Raw genomic sequence first — 25,167 nt, forward strand, 5'->3', positions numbered from 1 at the left:
CACTGATCCACCGCCATCGGGGGCAAGCCCCCTCCCACATTTTTGACCGCATTCCAGTCTCTAACCTCTACAATGCCCCATTCATTTGTGGGGGGCTTCATGGACATCGAACTGGCACGCACCTTCCTCGAAATCACCCGCTGCGGCAGCCTGGCCGCGGCGGCGGAGAAATTGCACGTCACCCAGACCGCCATTACCGCACGGGTGAAAAACCTGGAAAACCAGCTGGGCAGTACGCTGTTCGTGCGCAATCGCGCCGGGGCCAGGCTGACCGCCGATGGCGAGGCCTTCGTGGTGTACGCCAACCAGTTGCTGCAAACCTGGGAAGCGGCACGCCGTGACCTGCCGTTACCCGATGGCTATCGCAATGTGCTGCATATCGGTGGCGAAGTCAGCCTGTGCAACCCGTTGATGCTCGGCTGGGCCAAGGCGCTGCGCGAGCGGATACCGGGGCACGCGCTGCGCACTGAAGTGCGTGAAGGCGAGTACCTGTTGCGCCAGTTGGAACTGGGGGTGCTCGACGCCGCGCTGGTGTTCCAGCCGCAGTACTGGCCGGGCTTGCAGGTGGAGCAGGTGCTGGAAGAAAAACTGATCCTGGTGCAACTGGCGAGCAAGCCCGAGCCCTACGTGTATATCGATTGGGGCCCAGGCTTTCGCCAGCAGCACGACGCCGCCCTGCCCGACCGGGCGCGCGCGGCGGTGAGTTTCAACCTGGGGCCGCTGGCGTTGCAGTACATCCTGGAGAACGGCGGCGCCGGGTACTTCCGCACGCGGGTCGTGCAGAGTTACCTGGACAGCGGCGTGATGCAGCGCGTGGCCAAGGCGCCGGAGTTCAGTTTTCCGACTTACTTGGTGTACTCGCGGGCACGGGATTCGGCGGTGCTGCAGCAGGCGTTGGCGTTGTTGCGCGAGGTGGTCAAGGCCGAAGGTGATTGGTCGCAACGCTGGGACCCGCTGATTTGAATCACCCTGTACCTGCGCCCATGCTAGCCTGCGGGTGTTTCCTCTCGCAGCCTTACCGATGAACAAGAAAAAGTCCGTCACCATCAGCGACATCGCCAAACGGGTGGGCATGACCACCATCACCGTGTCCCGGGCGCTGAGCAAACCTGACCTGGTCAAACCCGCCACCCTGGCGCGCATTCTGGAAGTGGCGCGCGAGCTCGATTACGTGCCCAACGCCTTCGCGCGCGGGCTCAAGCGCAGTGAGAGCCTGATTATCGGCGTGATCACCGCGTCGGTGGACAACCCGTTCTACAGCGAGATGATCAAGGCGATTTCCCGCGAAGCGAAAAAACACGGCTACACCATCATGCTGGTGGACACCGATGAGCTGGAAGAACTGGAAAGCAAGGCCGTCGATACCCTGCTGGGGTATCGCGTGGCGGGGATCATCCTGTCGCCGGTCTCCGATGAGCCGAGCTACCAGCCCGACTATCTCGAGCGCCTGGGCAACGGCAAGACGCCGGTGGTGCTGCTTGACCGCACGCTGCATGACAGCCCATTCAGCCGCGTGGTGCTCGACAACTACCACAGCGGCATCCAGGCCGCACAGTACCTGCTGCGCCAGACCCCGGACCTCAAGCGCCTGCTGGTGCTGACCGGCCCCGAGCACTCGCGCATCACCGTGGAGCGCCTCAAGGGCCTGCGCGAAGTGCTCGCCGGACATCCCCAGGTGCAGGTCGAAGTGCAGGCCGGGGACTACACGTTGATGCCGGCTTACCTGCACACCCTCGACTACCTCGCCGAGCATTCGGCGCCGGACGCGATCATGGGGTTCAACCAGTTGATCACCCTCGGCGCCCTGCGTGCGCTGCGCATGCACAACATCGCCCACGACAGCCTGACCATCTGCGGCATCGACCGCCTGCCCTTCGCCGACATTTTCGGTGTGCCCATCGCCTGTGTGGCCCACGACGCATCCCTGGCTGGCAGCAGCGCGGTGCGCCTGCTGCTCGATCGCCTGCAAGACCCGCACAAACCACGGGACAAGGTGGTTATCGCCGGGCAGCTGGAGAACGGCTAGCGGCTGGTATAGCCGCCATCGATGGGCAGGCTCACGCCGCTGATCATGCTGGCGGCATCGCTGAGCAGGAACAGCACGGGCAACGCCACTTCCACGGTTTGCGCAAAACGGCCCAGGGGAATGGCGGCCAGCGCCGGATCGCGCTTGGCCGGATCCGACCAGGCCATGGTCGCCATCGGCGTGAGCGTGACGGTGGGGTTGACGCTGTTGACGCGAATGCCGAAGCGGCCCCATTCAGCGCACTGCACGCGGGTGATCGCATCCAGCGCGGCCTTGGAGGCGCAGTAGCCGAGGTGATCATCCAAGGCCACCAGCGAGGCCTGGCTGGACACGTTGACGATACTGCCGGCGATGCTCGCCTCGATCATCCTCGCCGCGACACGGCTGGCCACCTGCGCAGCGGCGCGGGCGTTGACGTTCATCACCTGGTCGAAGGCCTCGGCACTGATGGAAACGGCGGGCTCCAGGCGTGAAATGCCGGCGCAGTTGACCAGGCCGTGCAGGGGCGGCAGGCCTTGCAATGCTTTATCGAGGGTCGCGCTGTCGGCGATATCCAGGCTCAGGGTATGGCAGCCTAATTCGGCCAGGGCTTGAACGTCGCGGCCCAGGGCGAATACTTCAGCGCCGCTGAGGATGAGCTGCCGGGCGATCTCACGACCGATGCCACTGCTGGCGCCGGTGACGAGGATGCGGTGACGGGTGAAGTCAAAGCTGGCCTGCATAAATGAATTCCCAAAATAATGAAGAGCCCCTGTGGGAGGGGGCTTGCTCCCGATGAGGGCGTGTCAGCCAATGCAGCTGTGACTGACCCACCGCCATCGGGGGCAAGCCCCCTCCCACATTTGGATGGTGTTGAATCAGGTGGGGCCGAGGTGCAAAGCTGGCCTGCATAAATGAAATTCCGAAAACAACGAAGATCCCCTGTGGGAGGGGGCTTGCTCCCGATGAGGGCGTGTCAGTTAATGCAGCTGTGACTGACCCACCGCTATCGGGAGCAAGCCCCCTCCCACATTTTTGGGCGGTGTTGGCTCAGGTGGCTTGCAGGTTGTGCATGATCGGTTTCAGGGCCGGGTAAAGTTTCAGATATTCGGAAAACCCCTGGTCGTAGATCACGACGTTCTCGCGCTTGGGCTGTGCGCGCAGCGTCAACTGCACCCAGCCCTTATCCATCTGCCCATCACTGACCATCCCCACCGTATGCGCCGCCAACAATGCAGCCCCGAGCGCTGCTTCGACTTCCTGCACAAGGGTGTACACCGGGTAGCGCGTCACATCCGCGATGATCTGCATCCACAGATCCGAATGGCTCGCACCGCCCACTACGATCAAACGCGGGTCAAGGGAATGCGCGCCCTGGGTGCCGGCTTCGATGTTGTGGCGCAGGGCAAAACTCACCCCTTCGAGCACGGCGCGGTACAGGTGCAGGCGCGTGTGATACAGGTTCAACCCGACAAAACTGCCACTGGCGCGGTCATCCCATACCGGGCTGCGCTCCCCCATCAGGTACGGCAGGAACAACAAGCCCTCGCTGCCCGCCGGGATCGTCATCGCGCCCTGTTCCAGCAGCGCCAGGCTGTCCTGGCCGGTGGCCAGGGCCTGTTGCTCCTCGGCCTGGCAGAACTGCTCGCGAAACCAGCTGACCGACGCCCCGGCGGTGATCGCGCCGCCGAAGATGTACAGGTCGCGATGGCCGTTATAGACGTGAGGCATGCTCACCAACCCGTGGTGCGCGTCGACCTGCTGGTTGAGGTAGCCCCAGCACATGCTGGTGCCGATCATCGCCACATGGTTACCCGGTTGGGTGACGCCTGCGGCCAGGGTCGCCATGGCCGCATCCACGCCACCAGCGAGCACCGGCGTGCCTGCCTGCAAGCCCAGACGAACGGCCCGGTCTTCAAGCAGACCGCCCACCACTTCACCGGAATACACCAACCGTTCCGGCATCATCGATTGCGGGATGCCCAGCGCGTCGAGCATCTCGCCCGACCAACTGCGCGCAGCCACATCGTAGACACCGCCGATATTGCCGGCGCTGCTGTGGTCCACCGCCAGCGCGCCGGTCAGGCACCAGTTGATGTAGCTGTTGGGCGGCAGCAAATAGCGCGTATTGGCCCACACCTCAGGCCGATGCTGCTTGAGCCAGAGCATCTTGGTGAAGCCGTAGTAACTGTCCACCGAATTCCCGGTGATCGCGAACAGCCGCTCCAGGTCCATATGTTCACGCACCCACTGCACCTGCTCGCCGGCGCGCCGGTCCATCCAGATCAGGCACGGGTGCAACGGGGTGATCTGCGCATCCACCGCAATCCCGGAACCGCCATACAGGCTACTGATGCACAGCGCTTTTACCTGCGCCTTCTCCACACCGGCCTTGACCATGCACTGCGCCACGCACGCCTCGACCGCCGCCAACCAGACCTGCGGCCATTGCTCGGCCCAGCGCACTTTCGGGGTATCCACGCGATACCCGTGGCTGTGCTGGGCGATGAGCGTGCCGTGGGCATCCACCAGCAGCGCCTTGGTGCTCTGGGTTCCGATATCGACCCCGATCACGTAGTCCATGGTCAGAGCACCGGCTTCAACAAGACCTTGATCGACTTCGTGGAATTGGCCAGCTCAAAGGCTTCGGCAAAGTCATCCAGCGGGAAGTCATGGGTCACGATGCCTTGGGACGTGACCAGGCCGCGCTCGAACAGGTCGATGGCGATCGGGTAGCAATACGGGCCGAGGTGGGCGCCGCGTACGTCCAGCTCCTTGCGGTCGCCGATGATCGACCAGTCCACGCTGGTCTCGGCGCCGAACACGCTGAACTCGACGAAACGCCCCAGCTTGCGGATCAGGTCCAGGCCCTGGGTGACGCCGGCCGGTACGCCGGTGGTCTCGATGTACACGTCGCAGCCGTATTTATCAGTAAGGCCGTTGATGATCTCGCGGGCGTTGTCGCGGGACGGATTGATCACCACATCGGCACCGAACTTCTTCGCCAACTCCAGGCGCTCGTCGACCATGTCGATCACCACCAGTTTCTTCGGCGTCTTCAGCGCCGCCACCTGCACCATGCACAGGCCCAGGGTACCGGCGCCGGCAATCACCACCACGTCATCGAGCTGGATATCGCCACGGTTGACCGTGTGGATCGAGCAGGCCATCGGCTCGACCAGCGCCGAGTCTTCCAGCGACACCGACTCGGGAATCCGGTGCACGATGGCAGTCTTGGGAATGCGCATGTACTGCGCCATGCCGCCCTCGGCGACTTCACGCTGGAAGCCGAAGATGTTGTGCACTTCGCACATCCAGTATTTGCCCGACTTGCAGAAACGGCACTTGGCGCACGGCACGATCTGCTCGGCGATCACCTTGTCACCCACCGCCACTTCGAAGTGTTCCTCGGCGCCCTCGCCCGCCTCCACCACATAGCCGAAAAACTCGTGGCCCGGCACCACCGGCGCCTTGACCCACGGGTTGTCGCCGCCCCAGAACATCGCCGCGCCGGAGTGGCACTTGCAGTCGCTGGCGCAGATGCCGCACGCGGCGATACGGATCACCAGTTCATTGGCGCGCGCCTGGGGTTTGCCGATGCGCTCCAGGCGGTAGTCTTTCGGGCCGTGGCAGACGACGGCTTGCATCTCGGTGTGCTTGTCCATGGTGTTCGTCCTGTGTGGATCAGTGTTTATCGATGGCGCTGACGGCTGATAAAGATCGCCAGCAAAATGATTGCGCCCTTGATCACGCTCTGCACGTAAGGCGAGACGCCGAGCATGTTCAGGCCGTTGTTCAAAACGCCGAGCAGCATGGCGCCGAGCAACGTGCCGACGATCACCCCGCGCCCACCGGCAATCGATGCCCCGCCCAGTACCACGGCGGCAATCGCATCCAGCTCGAACGACACGCCGGCATTCGGCTGGCCGCTCATCAAGCGCGACGTCAGCACCAGCCCGGCAATCGCGGCGGTGAGGCCGCTGATGCCGTACACCAGCAACTTGAAGCGCGCCGCCCGCACCCCGGACAAGCGCACCGCCTCTTCATTGCCGCCGATGGCGTAGATGTAGCGACCGATGCGTGTGTGCTGCAGCAGCACATAAGCCGCCAGGTAGGTGAGCAGCATGATCAGGATCGGCACCTGGATGCCCCACACGCTGGCACGGCCGAAGAAGGCGAACCACTCCGGCAGACCGGAAATCGGGTAGCCGTCGGTGTACATCAGCCCGAACCCACGGGCGATGCCCATGGTCGCCAGGGTCACGATGATCGGCGGCATATGCAGGTAGGCCACGAACAGGCCGTTGCCGATGCCGAACGCCACCCCCACCAGCATCCCCGCGCCGATGGCCAGGCCCGGCGGCACACCCGCGACCATCAAGCCGGCCGTGAGCGTGCCGGACAACGCCATCACCGGCCCCACTGACAGATCGATGCCGCCGGTGAGAATCACGCAGGTCATGCCCACCGCGATAATCGCGTTGATCGACACCTGGCGGGCGATGTTCGACAGGTTGCTGGCGGTGAGAAAGGTGTCGCTGGCCAGGATCATCACCAGGGTCACCACCACCAGCCCGACGAAGGGATAAAACGCCGGCGAGCGCAGCAGCCGCGCCAGGTTCAGGCGCAACCGGCCGCTGCCTGCAAGGTTAATGGACGTATTCACTGGAGCCCCCTGTTGCATGGCGCATGACCTCTTGAGGATTGACGGCGGACGCTTCCAGCACCTTGACGATCGCGCCCTTGTGGAACACCGCGACGCGGTCGCACATGCCGATGACTTCCGGCAGTTCGGAGGAAATCATGATGATCGCGTAGCCCTGTTCGGTGAGGCTGCGCATCAGCGCATAGATCTGCGCCTTGGCCCCCACATCGATGCCACGGGTGGGTTCGTCGAACACCAGCACGTCGCAGTGGTGGTTGATCCAGCGGGCGATCACGACTTTCTGCTGGTTGCCGCCGCTGAGGTTGAACACTCGGCTTTCAGCGCTGGGCGCCTTGATCGACAGCTGGCGCATCAGGGCTTCGACGCTGGCGCATTCCCTGGCCTTGTCGATCAGGCCCGTGGCGTTCTGGTATTTGGGCAGGTTATTCAGCGAGATATTTTCGCGAATGCTGAAGTCAGTGATCAGCCCTTCGCTCTTGCGGCTCTCCGGCAGCAGGCCGATGCCATGGGCAAGTGCCTGGGCCGGGTCGTCGAGGCTGACCTTTGCGCCGCGCAGCCAAACGTCTTTGCTCACCGAGGGCAGCGCGCCCATCATGCCCAGGGCCAGCTCGGTGCGGCCGGAACCGACGAGGCCGGCAAAGCCGAGGATTTCACCCTGGTGCAGGTTGAAGCGGTTATGCGGGCCATTACGCACCAGCTGGATGTCCTTGACCTCCAGCAGCAAAGGCCCGCGTTCGGTAGTGGGTTTGGGTGGGAAACTGCAGGCCAGGCGGCGGCCGACCATCATTTCGACCAAGCGGTCGATATCGCTGTCGGCCACATCGGTGACGCCCACGTTAGCGCCGTCGCGCAGCACGCTGATGCGGTCGCACACCTGGAAAATTTCTTCCAGATGGTGCGAGATAAAGATCACCGCCACGCCCTGGCGCTTGAGCTCGCGCATGATCTCGAACAGCAGCTCGGCTTCGCTGGGGGTCAGCGTCGCGGTGGGTTCATCGAGCACCAGCAAGCGCGCGTCCAGGGCCAGAGCCTTGGCGATTTCGACGAACTGCTGCTCGGCCACGCTCAGGTGCTTGACCGCGCAATCGAGGTTGATCGACACACCCAGGCGCTTGAACAGCGCCTCGCAAGCCTCACGCATGTCGCGCTTGCGCAACAGGCCGAAGCGGTTGCTCAGCTCATGGCCGAGAAAGATGTTTTCCACCGCCGTGAGGTAGGGAATCAGGCTGAACTCCTGGAACACGATGCCGATGCCGGCGGCAATCGCGTCCCGGTAGGTCGCAAATTGCCGGGCCTGGCCGTCGATCAGGATCTGCCCTTCGTCCTGATGCTCGACGCCGCCGAGGATTTTCATCAGGGTGGATTTGCCCGCGCCATTTTCCCCGAGCAACGCGTGGATTTCGCCGCGCTCCACTTGCAGGTTGATGGACGTGAGGGCTTGTACCCCCGGGTAACGCTTACAGATATTTTCCAGCTTCAGAAGACTGCTCATACCGCCGACCTCGCATTCAGAAGGACAACCCGCGCCCCACGGCGGGCGTGGGGCGCGGGCGATTTACCAGCTGAAGTCCTTGGCCTTGGCCTGGTCGATCAAGGTGATGTCCACCGGCAGCGTGGCGGGCACTTGCGCGCCCCACTTCCTGGCCAGGGCAATGCCCAGGGCAAGGCGGATCTGGTCGCGGGGGTACTGGGCCGAGGTGGCGATGAACTTGCTGCCGGGTTTCTGGATCGCCTTGATCGCTTCCGGCGCGCCGTCGACGCTGACCAGCTTCACATCCAGGCCGCTGGCCTCGATGGCCGACAGCGCACCAAGGGAGCCATTGTCGTTCACGCTGAAAATGCCCTTGAGGGTGGGCTGGGCCTGCAACATGTTTTCGGTGACGGTCAGCGCCTGGTCACGTTCCTGCTTGCCGTTCTGGATGCTGACAATCTTGATTTGCGGGTGCTTGGCCACCGCCTCCTTGCAACCGCGCACACGTTCCAGGATCGGCACCACGGCGATGCCGTCGAGGATGGCGATGTTGCCTTTGTCACCGATATTTTTGGCCAGGTATTCGCAGGCCTGGAAACCGGCGTCGTAGTTTTTCGAACCGACGAAGGAATCCAGCGGGCCATCGGCCTGGGCGTCTACCGCCACCACGACCACACCGGCGGCATGGGCGGACTTGACCGCCGATTGCACGCCCACCGAGTCGGTCGGGTTGATCAGCAGGATATCGATGCCTTTTTGCAGCATGTCTTCGACATCGCTGACTTGCTTGGACACGTCATGGCGGGCGTCGGTGATGATCAGTGTCGCACCGATGCTCGCGCCGGCTTCTTCCAGGGCGTTTTTCATGGTGACGAAATAAGGATTGTTGATTTCCTGGAACGAGGCGCCGATGCGGATCGGTTTGGCGGCGTCGGCAAAAACGGCGGAAACGCTGCCCAGGGTGATGCTGGCAGCCAGTAAACACAGGGTTTTCGGGAGCATTTTCATGGCGTGGGTCTCTGTTTTGTTTTTATTTTTAGAGCAAATGTTATCGTTAACATTTTGTCAGAAGCTAGCAAGTAAATTGGACCTGCGCAAGCCTCCGCTGGTCGGTCGCGGTCAAAAAATGTGGGAGGGGCTGATCGTTCCCACGCTCTGCGTGGGAATGCCTTCTGCGACGCTCCGCGTCGCGCCAACCGCTGCACGTTTCGGCTACCGCGCACAGGTGACGCAGAGCGTCACGGGCTGCATTCCCACGCGGGAGCGTGGGAACGATCTATACACACGAAGCAAAAAAGGGGCAGCCCCTGGAGGCTGCCCCTTCTGTTTCACATCACGCTGTCACGGGATGATGGTCTGGGTGCAGATATGCCCCAGGCTGACGTATTGCTTGTTATCACCGCCAACGCCCACGCCGGGGAACTCGGCCAGTTCGATGCGCCAGCCACCCTCGTTGTAGGTGGTTCTCCACCGGTACGGCACACCGGTGCTGCTGTCGTTGATCACCGTGGTGTAATCACCGAAGCAGGTGCCGATATTGGCCGTGGCCGTGGACGCACCGGCGCTGTTGGTGGTCGCCGGGTAGTCGACCCAGTGGAAGTTCAGGTCAACGAAGTGGTTGTCCACGCGCAGCACCGGGGTGACGCCCAGCAACGGCGCGCCGGTGGAGTCCGACCACTGGGTCGACCAATTCAACTGCCGCGCGGTTTGGGTGGCCAGCGGAGCCTCGCTGACCGGCACCCGCACGATGTTGTCACCCTTCACATCAAACGTCTTCAGGCTCGGCGTGGAACCCAGGCTCAACTGGTAGTACTTGCTCGGGTCCTGCGCCACCGCCGGGTTGGCCCGCACACGCACCTTCACCGTGGTGCCCGGCGCGACGCTCGGGTAGGTCGAGGTGGAACCCGCCGGCACGGTGATCCAATTGGCACCATCAAAGCGATCGAAGATCCACTGCTCACGGCTGCCGTTCTCGTCGCCCGCCAGGTACATGCTCACGCTTTGGCCACGGACCGCCTTGAAGTCGAAATAATCGACGTCGCCGGCATTGTCGAGGTTACCGCTGAGCTTGTTCATCGAGTCCGGCAAGACGAACGCGGTTTGCGCGCTGTCGTTGGGCTCAAACGCGTCGACGTTGCTGTCCACCGCCACGCCGAAACTGAACTGCGCGTTATCGGCGACATTGGCCACCATGTACCAGTAGTAGTCACCGGCCGGCAGTACACCGTTGAGGTATTCATCGGCATTGCCCGCGGCATCCGAAGTCCCTACCACACTCAGGTTGCCCTGGCCGTCGTCCTGAAACAGGGTCAGCGCCATATCCGCGCCTGCGCTCTGGTTGACCAGCTGTACCTGCACTCGCGCGTTCTGCGCCAGGTTGAAGTGGTAGGCAAATTCGTTACCGGCCTGCACTCCATCGACGGTGTAGAGCGTGTTGATATCCAGGGTTGGGAACAGCGGCTCAAATGCTGCAACCGCCGCGTTTTTCAGCTCGCTTTGCGCCGGTTTCTTCAGCTCACCGACCACGCTGTCGAACGGCGCGGACTTGAGGGCTTTGGTCACTGCCTTGGATTGGCCGGACTTGGCCACCGACAGTTTCTTTTTGAGTTGCGGCGAGACCTGCGAGGCGTCCAGCTTGCCGCCGGACTTGAGCGCTTTGTTCGCGGCCTGCTTGACCGCTTCGGCACTGAGTGTCCGAGGCGCTTGATCAGCGAGGGAGAAGGCCGAGACGAAGCAGGAGGCCATCACGGCCGCACTTAGCATAAGGGCTTTTTTCGATTTCATTTTTTTATCCATCCATAGTTAAAAAATTGAAGCTCAGGTGAGCGGTGACATCCGGTCACCTGGGATGGACTGTAGGACAACACTGTTTATATGTACAGTATTTTCTCAATTTTTTGTCGGTCATGTCGGAGCAAGCCCGATGAAAAATCCTAGTACCCGGTCATCTCCAAATACCCCACCCCACCGTCGAACTTCACCGGCCCTTCCCAATAGGGAATTCCCAGGTTCATCCACGCCTTCGGGTTGACGGCTTCGGTAGTGATATCCAGGTGTTTGCCGGGAATTTTCAACGACCAGCGTGTGGGGATATTGCGCCCCTCGATCTGGGTGGTGGTCAGCGGCGCCAGTTGGATATCGGCGTTGTGCAAGGTTTCGGTGCGGCCTTGTGCGTCGATCCAGGTGCCGGTGAGGTAGCCGCCACCGTCCTTCTGCCGCACGCGAAACAGCATCAGGTGTTCGCCTCGATCCAGGTGCAGGGAGAACCAGTCCCAACCGGTCTGGTTCGCGGCCAGTGGTTGGCTGCTCCATTCGCGGTCGAGCCAGGCGGGGCCGCTGACCTGGTAGGTCTGCCCGTCGATGCTGAGGCTGCCGTTGGCGCTGAAGAACGGCTGGCTGTAGTAGTAGGACGCCTGGCCCTGGTCGGATTTGCGGCTGTAGCCGTTGTCGCCTTGCAGCACCAGCGGGCGGCTGGAGGTCAGCTGCAGGTCGTAGGCGAACTGCGCGCCATGGGCCTTGAGTTGCATGGCGGCCAAGGGGTTGGCGGCGCCAGGGCGGGTGGCGAAGGTCCAATCGTCGATCCAGGCGCTGAAGGGCTGCGCCTGCGCCCCGGCCTGGCCGACGCCGCCGCGGGCGAAGCGCTCGGCGGCGTAGTGCCGGGTGGTGGAGGTGACGGCGGCATGGCCGAGCCAGATCGTGGGGTCGCGCCAGCCCGCTTGCGTCGGCCCCGCTTTCACGGCATTGCGAAACAGCGTCCATTGCACGCCGAAGGCATTGCCCTGGGCGTCCTTGAGGTTGGCGGTGACGTACCACCATTCAATGCGAAAGCCCGGATGGGGGCCGTGGTCCTCGGGGAAGCTGAAGACTTTGCCGGGCACCACTTGGACGAAATCTGCCGCATCGCTGCCCAGGCCTGCGAAGCTCTCCTGGGGCGCCGGCGCCTGGTCGCAGGCGCTCAGCAGCAGCAACACCGCCCACCCCAACGCTTTAATCTTCATGGGCAAAGGTCCTCAACAAATCCGCCGGGCGGCTGCGATACAGCTGCCACAACGGCCAGGCCGAGGCGAGCAAGGTGGCAAGCATCGCCAGCCCCATCAATTGCGCCAACTGCCACGGGAACACCTGCAATGGCAGGCGCCAGCCAAAGGCTTGCACGTTGATCACCGCATCCAGGCACCACGCCAGCAGCAGCCCCAACGGCAACGCCAGCACCAGGGTGAGTACTGCCAGCAGCCAGGTCTGGCCGAGGTTGAGCAGCATCAGTTGGCGGCGCGTCACCCCCAGGGCCCACAGCGGCGCGAGTTGGCCGAGGCGGCTCTGGCTCTGGGTCAGCAGGCTGATGAACAGCGCCACACCGGCCACGCCGAGGGTCAGGCTGTTCAACGCGGCGGTAGCGGCGAAGGTGCGTTCGAAGACCTGGCTCGACCAGCCCTTGAGTTGCTGTTGATCGACGATGCGGCTGTCTTCCAGGGCGAATTCACGCTGCACTTCACGTATCAGCGGCTGCACGTCCTGGGGCGCCACGCGCAGGTTGAAACGCACCGGTGACAGGCTCGGCCAATGCGCCAACAGGTGCTTGGCGTTGACCAGCAGATGGCCCTTGGGGTTGCCGTAATCGGCGTAGATCCCGACGATTTCCGGCGCCCACGGGCCCTGGGGCGTGGGGACTTGTACCGTGTCGCCCAGCCGTACGTTCAAGCGTCGCGCCAATTGCTCGCTGAGCATCACGCTGTCGTCCTGCAGCAAGCGGTCCCAGGGCGTACTCGCTGCCTCCAGCAACGGCCAGTGCTGGCGATAGGTGGGGTCGTCAACCACGCCAAACACCTCCGCCGGCCAGCCTTGCAGTTGCACCGCGACCTGCCAGCTGGGCAGCACCGCCCGCACCAGCGGCTGTTGCGCCAGCCACGCCTGCAGGTGCTGCGCCTGGGCCGGATTTTGCGGGTTGAGGTACAGCTCGGCGGTAAGGCGCTGTTCCAGCCAATTGTTGAACGTGCTGCGAAAACCCGAGGTCATCGAGCCTGCACCGATGTTCGCCGCCAGGGCCAACAGCAACGCCATCAATGCCAGGCTCAAGGCCGGCAGTTGCTGGCGGCAATCGGCCAGGAACCATTGGCCCAGCACCGAACGGCTGCGCCCCAGCACGCCCTTCAACAGCGCATTGAGCAGTACCGGCAAGCCGAGTGCGGCGCCCAGCAGCAAGGCCGCCATCAGTACGAACCCGGCGGCCAGGCTGTTGCCCCAGACCAACGCCAGCAAGGCGATGAGCAGGGCCGCAGCCGCCACCCAGCCCTGGCGTCGCAACCAACGCCCGTGGGCCTCATGCCAGGCCTGGGCGTTGGCCAGCGCCAGCAGCGGCAAGCGTGCCGCACGCCACAGGCTGCTGGCCCCGGCGAGCAACGCACCGAGCAGGCTCAAGCCCAGGCCGGCCAGCCACCACCACGGGCTCAAGCTCAGTTGGCCGGCGACTTCGGCACCGTACAGGCCGCGCAAGCTGGCCGCGACATCCGGCAGCAACAGGCTGGCGAGCAGGTAACCGCTGGCCACGCCGAGCACGCCGCCGAGCAACGCGAGGAACCCCAGCTCAACGCCCAGGCTCAGGATCAGCATGCGTGCGCTGACCCCGCAGGCGCGCAGGGTGCGCAGCAGGCCCCGGCGTTGTTCCAGGGCCAGGCCGATGGCCGCGTGCACGATGAACAGCCCCACCACAAAGGACAGAAAGCCCAAGGCGTCGAGGTTCAGGTGAAAGCTTTCGGTGAGGCGCGAGAGGTTATTGTCGTCGCCCTGCTTGAGTTGCAGCCCGGCGGGCGGCGTGGGATGAGCGGCGGCGAAGCGGTTGTCCAGGAGCAGGCGCGACAGCCGCCCGTGCATGTCGAGCAAGGGCTGGGCAAAGCCGATGTCGGTGAGCAACATGCCGGGGGCCATGTCCGGCTGCGCCTGTAACGGCGGCAGGCGTTGCCCGTTAGCCGTCAGTGGTTGTTCGCCTGGGCGCAAGCCAAGGTCCTGCAAGGTCTGCGCGGCAATCCAGGTACGCCCCGGCGCCTCGAAAAATGCGAGCATCTGTGCCTGGCTCAAGCGTTGCCCCGCCACGCTGCCGCTACCGGGCAACGACACCGGCTCGATGCCCATCAACTGCAGGCGCTGTTCTTCATGCCCTTTGAGCACTATTCGCCCCTGCACCACCGGTGACACCGGCCAGCCGGCGCGGCGCAGTTCGGCGAACAATGCTTGCGGGAAGCCAGCGCTGTCCGGCGCGCTCAAGCTGGCTTGCGGTGCGCCGCCGATCAACTGGCTGGCGCGCGCATAGCCGTCCCGCGCCTGGCTGTTGAGGGCCTGCACCCCGGTCAATAACGCGGTGGCCAGCCACAGGCCGGTCAGCACGCTGAAAAACTGCACGGGGTGGCGCCGCCAATGGCTCAACAGCGCCCGCAGCGCCCAATGGAACACCGCCATCTCAGCGCGGGTCCATCGGCACGACGCGGCCGTGGTGCAGCACCACCTGCCGATCCAGGCGCGCGGCGAGACGCGGGCTGTGCGTGACCATCAACAGGCTGGTGGGGCTGTCGCGCAGCAGGTCGAGCAGCAGTTGCAGCACCTCGTCGCTGGTAGTTTCGTCGAGGTTGCCGGTGGGCTCGTCGGCCAAGAGCAGGCCGGGGCGCGACGCCAGTGCGCGCCCCACTGCCACCCGCTGTTGCTGGCCGCCGGAGAGCTGCTCCGGATAACGTTTGAGCAGGTCGCCCAGCCCCAGACGCTCGACTAACTGCGCCTGCCATTGCGGATCGAAACGCCCGGCCAGGCGCGCCTGGAACGCCAGGTTGTCCTCGACGCGCAAACTGCCGATCAGGTTGAACTGCTGGAACACCAGGCCGATTTCGGTGCGTCGCCAATGGGCCAGTTGCCCTTCGTTGAGGCGATCGAGGCGCTGGCCGCCGATCAGGATACTGCCGCCATCCACGCGGTCGAGCCCGGCCACCAGGTGCAGCAACGTGCTTTTGCCACTGCCCGACTCGCCCATCAGCGCCAGGCTGCTGCGCGCCCCCAGGTGCAGATCGACGCCTGCCAGAACGGCCAGCGGGCCTTGAGGGGTGGCGTAATGTTTAACAACACCTTCTACCTGCAACATCACCAACACTCGGGTTAAGGACTGCAAACGAGAATAACGGCTGCCGCGCGTTTCTACGCAATTTTTTCACATTGATTTCACCGCGCGCCCACCCCCGACACTTTAAATTCCCACCCACGCCTCATTAACCGGACACTTCAAAGTTGCCCAAAGCAGTGTTTCTTAATATCCATATGTTCAGCTAAAAGACAGCAGCCCTATGACAGGCTTTTGCTCCACTAAGGGCATCTGCCGTATTAGTTGCGTCTGTCTTTTAACAACAAAACATTCATTCGTGTCCATGGTGAACAACGTGGCAGACATCACCCTGACCAAACCCCCACGGGCGAGGTTAAAGCGCCTGAAGAAATTCCGCGTGCCAGTAGCAAGTATCATTGTGTTCGCACTGCTTTTGACCGGTTTTGTATTCTGGCCACGGTCACCGGAAGATCTGGGCATCGGCAACCGCCTGGTTACCTCCGGGGTGCTGGCCAGCTGGCGCAACGGCGACCTGGTCGTGCTGGTGCGCCACGAAGAGCGCTGCGACCGCTCGCACAATCCCTGCTACGGGCCCGCCGACGGCCTGACGGTCAATGGCACGCAACGCGCGGCCGACCTGGGCATAGCCTTTGAAACACTGGGCATGGAGCGCACCGACGTGCTCAGCAGCCCCACCACGCGCACCGCGCAGACATCACTGTTCATGTTCGGCAAGACCGAGCTGTCCCCCGGCCCCCTCGCCATCTGCGGTAATGCCATGGGCGAAGAAATCCTCAGCCATAAACAGGCGGATCGCAACCTGATGCTGATCACCCATAGCGCCTGCATGAGTGATTTCCAGGAGGCACTCGGCTACCCCCATGCGCAAGCCGCCGAGTATGGCAGCGCACTCTTCGTACAGGTATTGCCCAACGGCACACTCAAAGCAATCGGCACGATGAAAATCCAAGAATGGGCAGCGGCGCTCAAACAACTTTAAATACACTTTTTTACATATTGCCCAGTAGTGCGTTCAGCAAGACGACAGCCTGCGTCTGGCATTTTAAGTGCGCCTGTTAGTTCAGGACGCCCTAACTTCCCAATGAATTAGTGACCCTCTTAATGCCTGACGTCTTTAGCTGTTCAAACTTCGCACGCACGACTGAATGCCATGGCGTGACACGGTCATGAGCCGATTGCAGCCCTTGCCGGTGTTCTTGCTTGGCCTGGTCATTTTCTTCGTGCTGCCGTTGGGTTTGCACGGCTTATGGATCCCGGATGAAACCCGCTATGCCCAGGTCAGCCAGGAAATGCTGATGAGCGGCAACTGGGTGGCGCCGCACTTCATGGGGGTGCGTTATTTCGAGAAGCCAGCCGCGGGTTATTGGCTGATTGCCCTGGGCCAGGCGGTGTTTGGCGAGAACCTGTTCGGCGTGCGTATCGCCTCGGTCCTGACCACGGCGCTGAGTGTGCTGCTGGCCTACGTGATTGCCCGCCGCCTGTGGAACGAGCCGCGTAAAAGCTTCGCCTGCGCCCTGCTGTACATGAGCTTCGGCCTGGTGGCCGGGCAAGCGGGCTATTCCAACCTTGATCCGCAATTCACCTTCTGGGTCAACCTGAGCCTGGTCGCCCTCTGGTTTGCGCTCGACAGCGCCACGTCACGTGCCCGCCTGGGTGCCTGGGCCTTACTGGGGCTGGCCTGCGGCGTGGGCTTCATGACCAAGGGCTTTCTGGCGTGGCTGCTGCCGGTGCTGATCGCCGTGCCGTACCTGATGTGGCAGCGACGCGTCGGCGAGTTGCTGCGGTACGGGCCTTTGGCGATCCTGGTCGCGGTGCTGGTCTGCTTGCCGTGGGTATTGGCGATCCATGGGCAGGAACCGGATTACTGGCGCTTCTTCTTCTGGCATGAACACATCCGCCGCTTCGCCTCGGACACGGCGCAGCATGCGCGGCCGTTCTGGTTTTTCCTGCCGATCATGGTGGTGGCATGCCTGCCCTGGTCAGCCCTGTTGCCCGTCACCCTGTTCAAGGCCTGGAAAGACAAGCGCCAGCCCGCGATTACCTTTCTCGCCCTGTGGCTGTTGCTGCCCCTGGGGTTTTTCAGCCTGAGCAGCGGCAAGCTGCCGACCTACATCATGCCGTGCCTGTTACCTTTGGCGCTGCTGATGGGCCATGCCTTGATCGACCTGATCAACCAACACAAGCCCCGTGCGATCTTCATCAACGGCGCGCTCAACTTCATCCTCGGCATGGCGGCCATGGTGGCGCTGATTTACCTGCAGATCGCCAACCCGATCTACAGCAACAGCCACGCCGAGATGTTCAGCCTGTCCCTGACCTTTATCGTGCTGCTCGGCTGGATCCTGGCCAACCTGCTGCAAGCGATGCGCCCATTGACCTTATGGGCGACGCCGGCCCTGGGTATCGGTCTGCTGGTGGCGCTGCTGCCGGCGGGCATGCCGCACACCATCGCGGCGAACGAAATGCCCGACCAGTTCGTGCTTGAGCATCTGGATGAACTGCAACACACCCATGCTTTGCTGAGCAACGAACTGGGCTCGGCGTCTGCCCTGGCGTGGCGCCTGCGCCGGCCGGACGTGGCGTTCTACAACACCGCGGGCGAACTGCGCTACGGCCTGGACTACCCGGATTCGCAGGCGCGCAAGGTCACCCTGGACAGCGTTCAGTCGTGGTTGGCCGAGGCCCGCCGCCAGGGTTCGGTCGGCGTGCTGATGCGCGTCATGAGCACCAGCGAACACCTTGAGGAAGGCCAACTGCCGCCCGGTGGCAAGCGCTACCGCAAGGGCGACCTGGTGCTGACGATTTATCCCCGACAACCTTGATCGCCTCACAGGAAAGAGCCCATGCGCTTGTGGAAAACCGAACGCGGCGCCCTGGCTTTACTGCTGGGTATCTCGGCCTTGCTCCTGCTGCTGGGCCTGGGCAGTCGCGAATTGTGGGGGCCGGAGACGCGCTGGGCGAACATCGCCCTGCAGATGCTGCAAAGCGGTGACTACTTCGATCCGTACCTGAAGGGCACGCCCTATTACGACAAACCCCTGCCCTCCTACTGGCTGATCACCGGCTTCGCCAACCTGATGGGCGGCCTTGGCCCGTGGTCACTGCGCCTGTCCTCGGTGATCGCGGCCTGGCTGAGCATCTGGCTGGTGTACCTGATCGGCGAACAGCTGTTTCGCAAAGGCACCGGGCTGATCGCCGGCTGGATGCTCGCCACCACCTTCTACTTCCTGTTCTGGGCTCGCGTGGCCACCGCCGATGTGCTGACCGTGTGCGGCGTGCTGGCGGCGGTCTGGTGGTACTGGCGCGAGCCGGATGACACCCGGCTAGGCCGCTATAGCGTATTCTTCCTGCTGCTGGCGGCCACATCGCTGTTCAAGGGCCTGATCGGGTTCGTGCTGCCGGGGCTCGCGCTGTTGCCGCACCTGCTCAGCGAACACCGCTACAAACGCCACCTCAACCTGCGGCTGGTACTGGCCCTGCTCATCGCCGGCGCGTTCTACGCCATTCCCTTCGGACTGTCCCACCTCTACGGCGCCCCCACCTACGGCGAAAGCGGCCTGGAACTGGTGTTTCGCGAAAACGTGGTGCGTTTCTTCGACCCCTTCGACCATATGGGCCCGATCTACACCTACCTGATCTACCTGCCGGCCTACACCCTGCCGTGGGCGCCATGCTGGATGCTCGGCGCGTGGCTCGCCCTGCGCCACTGGCACCGCACGCCGCCCAACGTCCGCTGGCTGGTGTGGAGCCTGGGCCTGTTATTCATATTCTTCACCGCCAGCGGCAGCCGACGCAGTTACTACGTACTGCCTCTGGTGCCCTTCGCCCAATTACTCGCGGCCTGGTGGCTGAGCGAACACCTGCGTCAACACCCGGCCCGTTGGCCGCGCTGGCAAACAGGCTTCGGCATCGCCGCCGGCCTGCTGCTGTTGGTGCTGGGCGTGATCTATCCCTGGACCACCGGCAACGGCGGCGTGATCCGCTTCGCCGGGGACGTCCAAGCCCAGGCGCTGAAAAGCGCACCCTGGAACCAATGGCAACTGGTACTGGTGGAAGTCGACAACAAGTTACCCATGTACCTGCAGAACGGCAGCAAACCGTTCTACTACGTGAACGAAACCCAGGACTTCCCGCGCCAGGGCGATAGCGCCGCGTTCATGGCCTGGCTGGAAAAAACCAGCGGCCAGGGGTTCGACCCGCAGCACACGATTATCGTCGCGCAGTACTCCAGGGAAGATCCCGCGCCGCTGGCGTTTCTGGGGGCGGATCATCAGGTGGTCACGACGCAACCGGATAATGGGGAGCGGTTGTTTCAGAAGCGGTCGGGGGGAAGTGTGGCGTTTGTTCCCGAAGGGCATTGAGACGCGGGCAATGCATAAGCGAGCACGGCCACTGTTGAGTCACACAATAGCTGGCGTTTCGTCATGTTTAACAAAGACCGGGCCGCTTCGCGCCCCAGCGGGAGCAAGCTCCCTCGCCACAGGGGACCGAGAGGTGTCAGGGCTGCCTGCGATCGTTCCCACGCTCCGCGCGGGAATGCAGCCCGTGACGCTCTGCGTCACCTGTAGGCAGTAGCGGTTGGCGAGACGCGGAGCGTCCCAGGAAGCGTTACCACGCAGAGCGTGGGAACGATCCCCTGTCGTTCACCCGCTGAAACATTTTCAAAGGGCCAGCAAGCCACATCTCTTTAAATTGCAGGACGTTTCCGAGACAATCCTCGCCGCCTTGTGCCGGTTGGAATCGGTGGCTAGTCTGCGGCCTGTCACTGCTCATCAGTGATCGGGTTTAGTCGCTCGGATTCCAGTTGTGCGCAAGCTGTCACCATGTTCATGGTGGCTGTGCGCAGGGCACCTTAGGGTGCGCCGGGTCCAACTGGCCGGTCGACTAACCTGCGTACAGCCGCCACCCTCCGTTTAGTCGCGAAGGGTGTGGCTCCTTACCTTCCAGTTGGAGTTACACCATGAACAAAGTCCTCCCCGATCCACCCTTCGATCCCGCCAAAGACCGTGCCGCGTTCAACCGGGCCATCGACCATTACCTGCCCACCCAAGGATTCCACAGCGTCAACGAAGATTTGAGCTTCGAAGATGCGCTGCTCTATACCGCCAGCTTGCTCGACAGCGCTTCGGCGACGGCGTTGGATTGCGGGGAGTTGCTGAGCAGCCCTGAGCGGGCGAAGATCCTGGCGGTATGGCATTTGCTGGAGATTGCCAAAACAACCGTGGACCGCTCTATCGAGTGCATGAAGCCTTCGAAAACGGCCTGATATGCAATATTTTCGTCGGCTGTCAGGCCGCCATCGGGGGCAAGCCCCAATGCCAGTCAGTTAAGGCTTTTTTGTAGGAGCGAGCTTGCTCGCGAAGAACTCAGGGACCCCGCGTTTATTCAAAATGAACGCGTTGCCTGGCCGTTTTTCGCGAGCAAGCTCGCTCCTACAGTGGCATTGGGGCAAGTCCCCACAGTTGGATCGTGGAGTCTCAGTTGGATACCCGGCGGTTATCAAGCCCACCCGCCAAGGCGATCGTTCCCATGCTCCGCGTGGGAAAGCAGCCCGTGACGCTCTGCGTCACCTGTGTCCAGTAGCGGTTGGCGGGACGCGAAGCGTCCCAGGAAGCGTTACCACGCAGAGCGTGGGAACGATCCCCTGTCGTTCACCCGCTGAAACATTTTCAAAGGGCCAGCAAGCCACATCTCTTTAAATTGCAGGACGTTTCCGAGACAATCCCCGCCGCCTTGTGCCGGTTGGAATCGGTGGCTAGTCTGCGGCCTGTCACTGCTCATCAGTGATCGGGTTTAGTCGCTCGAATCTTCCAACACGGCATGGCCCTCCATGAGTTTTATGGTGGCTGTGCGTAGGGCACCTCTGGGTGCGCCGGATATTTCGTGTTGGGCCGGTCGACTAACCTGCGTACAGCCGCCACCCTCGTTTAGTCGCGACGGGTGTCGACTCCTCATCCAACACGGAGTTACACCATGAACAAAGTCCTCCCCGATCCACCCTTCGATCCCGCTAAAGATCGTGCCGCGTTCAACCGGGCCATCGACCATTACCTGCCCACCCAAGGATTCCACAGCGTCAACGAAGATTTGAGCTTCGAAGATGCGCTGCTCTACACCGCCAGCTTGCTCGACAGCGCTTCGGCGACGGCGTTGGATTGCGGGGAGTTGCTGAGCAGCCCTGAGCGGGCGAAGATCCTGGCGGTGTGGCATTTGCTGGAGATTGCCAAAACAACCGTGGACCGCTCCATCGAATGTATGAGGCCGTTGAAGACAACCTCATAAAATGTGGCGAGGGAGCGTGCTCCCTCGCCACAGCTCAGCGCTGTTTCTTGCATTGACTGGCTTTGCTGCCGCGAGAAAAAAGGGTCGCACAGGTGAATCTGTATACCGCGTTGGGCGATGCGTGGGGCGAGCCACCGAGCCTGGCGGCCGCGCTAGAGCAACTTCAGGCCGATATAGGAATAGCCGTTCCAGTCGCGTCCCTTCAGTTGCTGTTTGTCCCCATAACTATCCAAAAAGCCGTCGATCACTGCCATTGAATGACGCAAGTCGGCTATCGTGCCGCTGGCTCCGTTGAGGAAGTCCTGAACAGTTGCGGGGGCAACGAAGTTCTTTAACCCCAGGCGACGCAACGCCTGCCCCGGATACTCGCCATCATTCAAACTGCGCATCGCGGCGGCAAAGCTCTGATTGGCCGTGCCGTCGTTATTTTCGAGATACGCGCGCTTGGCGCTGACGGCATATAAGAACTGCGCATTGACCAGTACATCATTGGGTCGGTCGGCGCCGAAGTTCGCGCCGGCCCGGGCCTGGTGCAACTCATCACGGGTGATGTCCAGCTTGAACCCATCACGCATGACGATACGGTAGCCGGCGTCGGTGGCGTGGACGGACGTGTAAATACCGTGAGGGTTGTGACCGAATCTCATCATGGCAGCTTTAATGGCGGATATCGTCACGCAGTTGCCTTCCTGCAACTGATAGAAGTCCTTGAAAATATCAGCAGGTTTGACGCCCCTATTCGTCGACGTTCCCTTCAGGAAGTCGTGGCGATTATCGACGGGCCGTTCATTCACTGAGTCGTTATCATAAGGTAGATTATCCATCGGGTCAGGCGAGGGTTTCACGTCAACTTGTGTTTTAAATCGCGCTGACAGCAGTACTAATAAACGCCCTAACTCCGTGACCAGCCCACTTAACTGTTCAGCCGCTGCGGCGCGTGCAACTTCAATCGAGGAACCTGGAGAAATGACGGCGGCACTTGCCTCGGCAAAACCAGGCGCAGCATAACTAACGCTAGGCACTAACATCTTCAGCCACTCACATAATTGACTTAAAAAAAGGCGCACGAAACTTGAGCGCCATAATTACCATGGCCCACTGTTCTAATGACAATAAGCAGATTCAGTACGCTGTACTTATCCCACTCAATCGCGAAGCGTTACAACCTTCAACGACGGCGAAACGGGCTGGTTGTATAACTGCCCCTCCATGCCCCCATCAAAGAGCGCACCATTCTTGTGTCGCTCGCCCTTGTCCAATGGCACCCCGACGCGCGCGCCCAGTGCACTGGCATCGATGATCTGCATATGTTCTTTGAGGCCCAGGTACGACAACGCCGCGCCGCCGCCGATGCCCTGTCCCGCTGCCGCCAGCACCCCCGGATAAGTACGGTGGGCGTGGTAAGCGCTGTCCTTGCCATAAATGCTGTAGAACGGGTCCGTTGCATTGTTGCGCGCCTGCTCCAGGTGCTGACGCTTGCTCATTACCCCAAACAGAAATTGTGCATCCTTGACCATGCCTTCATCGCCGCCACTGAATTTCGCCGCCTTGGCCGCCAGTTGCAGCTCTTCACCGGTGATATGCAGCTTGAAGCCGTCTTTCATCGTGACGTTATAGCCATCCCCACTCTTGACGACTTGCGTGAACACCCCGGTTGGACTCTGCCCGAAGGTGGCCATGGCCACCTTGATCGCCGCCACGTGTTCTTCTCTGCCCGTGGTGCCCTGGTAGGGAAAGTTCTCATAGGTGGCGCGCAGCCCGTTGCGGATATCGTCGGGTTTTTGCCCTGGGGCTTTTTCAGACAAAAACGTGTTCGACGGCTCGCTGTTGTTATCGGAAAACATTTCAATAAGTTCAGTATCGAAAGCGTTTCGGCTACTGGCCAGATCTGACCGATTCATGAACGGTGCCAGTTGTTCTTTCCATCGGCTTCTACTGGGCTGCGCGGCATCGGGGATCGGCGCGATATCGACCGGCGGCCTGGGAATAAACGGTTTGGGTATTACGGTCACGGGTGGCTGTGGGGTGGGAGGCAAACTTCCCTCGTTTATCCACGTTTTAAGTGTTGTTACCAGCGTCGTGAGTAAGTTCAACAGCTCAGCTGTTCCTCGATCATTACCGCTCGACTGGACAGTTCGACCCAGTGCAGGGTGTGCCGGCACTTTTCCGAAACGATTGAATCGGTCGGAAGTTGAAGGGCCCTGTGTGTTTTCAACTTGCGCAGACGTTGCATAGGCGCAATAAGCCTGTCGAGTGTCAGACGTGTTAAGCGTGACCATCTTGTATAGCCTCATTTAGCAAAGGATGGGAATCGCACCAGGCAACTCACACTGCGATTCAGGAAACATTACTTGCCAACCGACACCGTCGGTCATTGATGCAACAAGTCCTCATGCGTGGCAAGCCAGTGGGAAAGGTTCCTGATATCAGAGGCGTAACAGGTAACAACGTCCTTCTATTTCAGCTGATTTCCATCGGAAAATTCCTTAACCTCAGCGTTTTCATCCGAACAATCCTCAGCGTAATTCTAGCTGCCGCAAGCGATTTGATGGCGGTGCATCAGCCACAAATGAGCCAGCTGAACCGCCGCCATCGGGGGCAAGCCCCCTCCCACATTTGACCTCCAGCGCCGGGCAGACCGCGCCTGGCTACCAGCTTCCCATCGCCAGGCTATAGGGCGAAAATTCGACGAACTGCCAACGCAAGGCCAATGCTGCCGGACGGCGGACCACCTGTTCCACCGTCACCGTCCATAACCGCTGCGCCCCTTCGAACTCGGCCACTTGCGCCCCGCTGAGGATCAGCGAAGTACGCCCGGCCACTTGCAGCACGTCCCCCGATTCAAAATCGATGAACAACAACCCCGCCACCGGGTTGGCTTGCAGATTGCCGAGGGTGTTGAAGAACAGGTTGCCGGCAAAATCCGGAATGGTCAGCACATTGCCCTCGACCCGCACAAAACCGGTGCTGCCGCCGCGATGGGAAACATCCACCGAGCGCTCGCCGTGCAGGTCGACATAACTGGCGACGAAGAAGGTGTCGGCATTGCGGATCATTGTGTGTGCGACTCCATCCAGGCTGTCGCTGCGCTCAGCCACGCTGCCAGGTTTGCGCGCAATGGTATCGACAGGTCGCAGTTGGATGTATTTGGGACAGTTGCCGAAGCTCTGCACCACGTCCACCACAAAGCCGTCGTGATCCAGCGCGCCGATGCGCCCATTCATGCGATTGCGACGGCGGGTGTTCAAGTCGATACCGAGCACGCCGACGGCCGCGCCGACCGCTAGCCCCGCCCGGGCGGGGTCGCCTTTGCAGGGCAGGCTGTCAATCTGCAACCGCTGCGGGTCAGGCGAATGCGCGAATCCTGGCGCGCCTTCGAGCATCGTCGCCCATGGGATGCCGTGTTCATCCACCACGCCCAGCATCAGGTAAGGCAGCAAGGGAAAGAAATCGCGATGCTGCTCCGGCAGATGATCGCGTATCACCTTGGGGCCGATCACGGCCATGCGTTCGGCCACGCCGGCACTTTCCTGCAGTTGCCTTTCGCCGCTATGCCAGGGGGATGCGTCGATCGCGTTCATGGCGTTCACCTCTCGTTGTGATAGCTGAATGCTGCGCCTGACCTGTCGCCGAGAGAATGACCA

General features: G+C 62.0%; 20 protein-coding genes. 7 read left to right on the forward strand and 13 right to left on the reverse strand.

The genetic code is table 11. The features are described 5' to 3' along the window. Positions 1-99 precede the first annotated feature (99 nt). Both C4J92_RS16755 and C4J92_RS16760 read left to right on the forward strand, forming a co-directional pair. Entirely contained in the window at positions 100-963 is an 864-nt protein-coding gene (locus C4J92_RS16755; protein ID WP_124404647.1) for a LysR family transcriptional regulator, read from the forward strand. A gap of 58 nt (positions 964-1,021) precedes the next feature. Further along, on the forward strand, positions 1,022-2,026 hold the full coding sequence (locus C4J92_RS16760) for a LacI family DNA-binding transcriptional regulator (protein ID WP_124404648.1): 1,005 nt from the start codon (positions 1,022-1,024) through the stop codon (positions 2,024-2,026). On the opposite strand, the gene C4J92_RS16765 is transcribed toward C4J92_RS16760, so the two are convergent. From C4J92_RS16765 to C4J92_RS16810, 10 genes are all read right to left on the reverse strand, one after another. Further along, on the reverse strand, positions 2,023-2,748 hold the full coding sequence (locus C4J92_RS16765) for an SDR family oxidoreductase (RefSeq protein ID WP_124404649.1): 726 nt from the start codon (positions 2,746-2,748) through the stop codon (positions 2,023-2,025). The genes C4J92_RS16760 and C4J92_RS16765 overlap by 4 nt on opposite strands. 307 nt (positions 2,749-3,055) lie before the next feature. Then, positions 3,056-4,588 carry an FGGY-family carbohydrate kinase gene (locus tag C4J92_RS16770; protein ID WP_124404650.1) on the reverse strand — a complete coding sequence of 511 codons (1,533 nt, stop codon included), beginning with the start codon at positions 4,586-4,588 and terminating at the stop codon, positions 3,056-3,058. A 2-nt stretch (positions 4,589-4,590) separates the two neighbouring features. Beyond that, positions 4,591-5,670 (reverse strand): alcohol dehydrogenase catalytic domain-containing protein, encoded by a 1,080-nt coding sequence (locus tag C4J92_RS16775; protein ID WP_124404651.1) that lies wholly within the window; start codon positions 5,668-5,670, stop codon positions 4,591-4,593. A gap of 26 nt (positions 5,671-5,696) precedes the next feature. Beyond that, a complete protein-coding gene (locus C4J92_RS16780) occupies positions 5,697-6,689 on the reverse strand; it encodes an ABC transporter permease (protein WP_124363446.1) in 993 nt (330 codons plus the stop codon). Then, positions 6,655-8,163, reverse strand: a complete 1,509-nt coding sequence (locus C4J92_RS16785; protein ID WP_124404652.1) for a sugar ABC transporter ATP-binding protein — start codon at positions 8,161-8,163, stop codon at positions 6,655-6,657. The genes C4J92_RS16780 and C4J92_RS16785 overlap by 35 nt, the downstream gene beginning before the upstream one ends. Positions 8,164-8,226: 63 nt before the next feature. Further along, positions 8,227-9,150 (reverse strand): substrate-binding domain-containing protein, encoded by a 924-nt coding sequence (locus C4J92_RS16790; protein ID WP_124404653.1) that lies wholly within the window; start codon positions 9,148-9,150, stop codon positions 8,227-8,229. Positions 9,151-9,483: 333 nt separating this feature from the next. Then, positions 9,484-10,926 (reverse strand): hypothetical protein, encoded by a 1,443-nt coding sequence (locus C4J92_RS16795; protein ID WP_124404654.1) that lies wholly within the window; start codon positions 10,924-10,926, stop codon positions 9,484-9,486. A 149-nt stretch (positions 10,927-11,075) separates the two neighbouring features. Then, complete coding sequence (locus C4J92_RS16800; RefSeq protein WP_124404655.1) at positions 11,076-12,140, reverse strand: lipocalin-like domain-containing protein; 1,065 nt, start codon at positions 12,138-12,140, stop codon at positions 11,076-11,078. After that, positions 12,130-14,592 (reverse strand): ABC transporter permease, encoded by a 2,463-nt coding sequence (locus tag C4J92_RS16805; protein WP_124404656.1) that lies wholly within the window; start codon positions 14,590-14,592, stop codon positions 12,130-12,132. Before C4J92_RS16805 ends, C4J92_RS16800 begins: the two co-directional genes overlap by 11 nt. 1 nt (position 14,593) lies before the next feature. Next, a complete protein-coding gene (locus C4J92_RS16810; RefSeq protein ID WP_124404657.1) occupies positions 14,594-15,262 on the reverse strand; it encodes an ABC transporter ATP-binding protein in 669 nt (222 codons plus the stop codon). Positions 15,263-15,542: 280 nt separating this feature from the next. Here C4J92_RS16810 and C4J92_RS16815 point away from each other — a divergent pair, with 280 nt between their 5' ends. The 5 genes from C4J92_RS16815 to C4J92_RS16835 all read left to right on the forward strand — a co-directional run bounded on the left by C4J92_RS16815 (position 15,543) and on the right by C4J92_RS16835 (position 21,523). Continuing rightward, positions 15,543-16,220, forward strand: coding sequence for a histidine phosphatase family protein (locus C4J92_RS16815; RefSeq protein WP_177413202.1), 678 nt, complete (start codon positions 15,543-15,545; stop codon positions 16,218-16,220). A gap of 187 nt (positions 16,221-16,407) precedes the next feature. Beyond that, positions 16,408-18,063, forward strand: coding sequence for a lipid IV(A) 4-amino-4-deoxy-L-arabinosyltransferase (arnT, locus tag C4J92_RS16820; protein WP_124404659.1), 1,656 nt, complete (start codon positions 16,408-16,410; stop codon positions 18,061-18,063). A gap of 21 nt (positions 18,064-18,084) precedes the next feature. Further along, on the forward strand, positions 18,085-19,602 hold the full coding sequence (locus tag C4J92_RS16825; RefSeq protein ID WP_124404660.1) for a glycosyltransferase family 39 protein: 1,518 nt from the start codon (positions 18,085-18,087) through the stop codon (positions 19,600-19,602). 599 nt (positions 19,603-20,201) lie between these two features. Next, positions 20,202-20,507 carry a DUF6124 family protein gene (locus C4J92_RS16830; RefSeq protein WP_124371198.1) on the forward strand — a complete coding sequence of 102 codons (306 nt, stop codon included), beginning with the start codon at positions 20,202-20,204 and terminating at the stop codon, positions 20,505-20,507. A gap of 707 nt (positions 20,508-21,214) precedes the next feature. Further along, positions 21,215-21,523, forward strand: a complete 309-nt coding sequence (locus C4J92_RS16835) for a DUF6124 family protein (RefSeq protein WP_124371199.1) — start codon at positions 21,215-21,217, stop codon at positions 21,521-21,523. Positions 21,524-21,675: 152 nt separating this feature from the next. Here the strand turns inward: C4J92_RS16835 and C4J92_RS16840 are convergent, their stop codons facing one another. From C4J92_RS16840 to C4J92_RS16850, 3 genes are all read right to left on the reverse strand, one after another. Next, positions 21,676-22,590: a hypothetical protein gene (locus C4J92_RS16840; RefSeq protein WP_256657418.1), complete on the reverse strand. Its 915-nt coding sequence runs from the start codon at positions 22,588-22,590 to the stop codon at positions 21,676-21,678. A 78-nt stretch (positions 22,591-22,668) separates the two neighbouring features. Further along, the gene (locus tag C4J92_RS16845; RefSeq protein WP_177413186.1) at positions 22,669-23,616 is read right to left on the reverse strand and encodes a type III secretion protein; all 948 of its coding nucleotides are present in this window, start codon (positions 23,614-23,616) and stop codon (positions 22,669-22,671) included. 555 nt (positions 23,617-24,171) lie between these two features. Further along, a complete protein-coding gene (locus C4J92_RS16850) occupies positions 24,172-25,104 on the reverse strand; it encodes a pyridoxamine 5'-phosphate oxidase family protein (protein WP_124404661.1) in 933 nt (310 codons plus the stop codon). Between the last annotated feature and the right edge of the window lie 63 nt (positions 25,105-25,167).

Source organism: Pseudomonas sp. R3-18-08, assembly GCF_003852065.1.
Classification (GTDB): domain Bacteria; phylum Pseudomonadota; class Gammaproteobacteria; order Pseudomonadales; family Pseudomonadaceae; genus Aquipseudomonas.